Source organism: Okeania sp., from assembly GCF_983059655.1.
This window is the reverse complement of sequence record NZ_CEZPJD010001034.1, coordinates 1-2,330: the sequence shown is the minus strand read 5'-3', so window position 1 is coordinate 2,330 and position 2,330 is coordinate 1. Positions and strand designations below refer to the sequence as shown.

The window sequence follows — 2,330 nt, the reverse complement described above, 5'->3', positions numbered from 1 at the left end:
ACTCCCTTACTCAAAAAAATGTAGAAAAGTTTTTGATAAATGGTATAGTTTATTTCCTCTTGACTCCTGATTCCTCTTTATTTAAATACCAAAAATAGTTTTAATCTGATTTCTAATCTTGGTAAAAGGAGTATTTTCTGAGTAACTAATATCAAGTAATCCTAATTCTTGTAATGCCTGTTGGCGTTCAGAAAGCTTTTGAGAAATATCAGTAGCCAAACTTGGAGATTCTTCTAATAATCTTTGTAAATCATGTTGTTCTATAACAAACAAAATTGAATCTTCAACAGTTTTTACTGTAGCTGTACGAGGAGAACCCAATAATAAAGACATTTCACCAAAAAATTCTCCTTCGTGAAGAGTTGCAATATATTTACCAGTTTTTTCAGAAATAACCTCAATCGCACCAGAAAGAATAATGTAAAAAGAATCTCCAACATCATTTTCTTTAAATATAATTTGCCCTTCAGGAAATAACTGCCTATAACCATATTCTATTAATTTTCTGAGTTTTAAATCAGTAAGACTTTCAAAATAAGTAACTCTTCTGAGTAGGTCTCGCAAATTCCAATTATTTGGTGATTTTAATGCTGATTTTTTAGTTTTAGGTTGAATACTACTCTGTTTCTGTTCAGAAGAAACACTATTTTGGGAAAACACTTTACTTTCGCTAGTATTATTAACAATACTATTGTTAAATAAGGTACTCAAATCTTGTGGATTTTTTAACCATAAATCTCTCTGAGGAAAAGGAATAACTATATCCTGCTGAGTCAATTCATGCTCAATTAAAAAATTCAAAGAACTCTGAATTATATCACTATCTTGAGGATGTTCGATCCAAACTAATAACTCAAAATCTAGAGAACTATCACCAAAACCTTTAAACCATACTTTAGGAGAAGGACGATTTAATACATTCGCTTCTGCCCGAGCAGCAGCTAATAATGCTTCCGTTACTAACAATGGATCGCTACCATAAGCAACTCCAACTGGCATACGAAGACGACTTTTAGGCTCTTTATAACTCCAATTAATAATATTATTTTCTACAAATTTTATATTAGGTACAATTACATATATACCGTCAAGAGTACGCACAATTGTAGACCTAATAGAAATATTTTCTACTGTTCCTAATAAATTATCTACTTCAATAAAATCTCCTACCTTAATAGGCTGTTCAAATAAAAGTGTTAAACCACTAATAAAGTTACTAGCAAGATTTTGTAATCCAAAGCCAAGTCCAATACCTAAAACTCCTGCTAAAACTGTAATTGTTCTCAGATCTATACCAGCTCTTTGTAAAACAATTAAAATCCCTAAAGTGGCAAGTATATAGATAATAACTGAGGCGATCGCTTCTCGATTACCTCGGTCTAAACCCATACGAGTTAGTAGTAATCTCTTGATTCCTTCTCCAATAGTACGAGCAATAATTAAGACTGCTACAGCTAATAGAATTAGTCTGACAATAGCACTTATAGAAAGATGATTATCTCCAATATAAAAAAGTGGAGTTGTTAATGCTCTAGATAAGTTTTGAAACCATTGTTTCCCTTGTAAAAAAAACCAATTCATACTTGTTGTAAAACTATTTTTACTTTTAGATTAAAAACTTACAGCAGTTGGCTGCTTTATTAAGTAGATATATCTCGGGTTTTTGAGGACAGGAGGTAGAGAAGTTATTAGTATTTCATCTATATAAATTAATTCTATAAAATTAAGTGAATTAAAATTTTAAATTCTTATTCTAATGGTTTGATTAGAATTTCGTAAATATAGGAGTAAACACAAGAATAGAGTCTATAGCAATCAGGAATCAGTTGTGAGAATTGAGGTGTTCCTTAAAAGTATGGAATATATCAATTATGATATTCATATGATACGTTTTTTTCTTCTTCTCTGTTCCCTGTTCCCTAAAAGTTTCCAATATCTCACAACTCAAATCATATTGCTATAGTATTTTTATTTTGGATGAATTACAAAATTTGAGGTTGTATGGAACAGCAAATAGGCAAAAGTGCAATCCACTTCACACTTCTGGGAAAATCCTGTATAAATTTTTCTGTATGTATATTTTCTACTATGAAAGATTCTCTATCAAATAAATTTTGAAATAGCAATCAACTGCCTCATATTCGCGAGCTATACCAAGTATTGACTACTCCCCTGGCTCTCTGTCGAGGGGATTCTAAGTAGATACTACGCAACAGGATAAATCCGTGTTGCTCCGTCTATTCTTAGCTGAAATACACTCTCTGGGGACAATTTCCGCGGTGCCCCTACACAGTCGGCTTAAGTCTAAACTTAGCTTTCTGCTTACTTTT

The 2,330-nt window shown here is 31.7% G+C and carries 1 protein-coding gene; it reads right to left on the bottom strand.

Annotated features, from left to right (window positions below; translation table 11 throughout):
- Positions 1 to 81: 81 nt before the first annotated feature.
- Entirely contained in the window at positions 82 to 1,581 is a 1,500-nt protein-coding gene (locus tag AC3DU7_RS31480; RefSeq protein ID WP_488043164.1) for a mechanosensitive ion channel domain-containing protein, read from the bottom strand.
- Between the last annotated feature and the right edge of the window lie 749 nt (positions 1,582 to 2,330).

What these genes read in the sequence shown, in the direction of transcription:
- AC3DU7_RS31480 (WP_488043164.1), bottom strand. Translation starts at nt 1,581, where the DNA reads ATGAATTGGTTTTTTTTACAAGGGAAACAATGGTTTCAAAACTTATCT.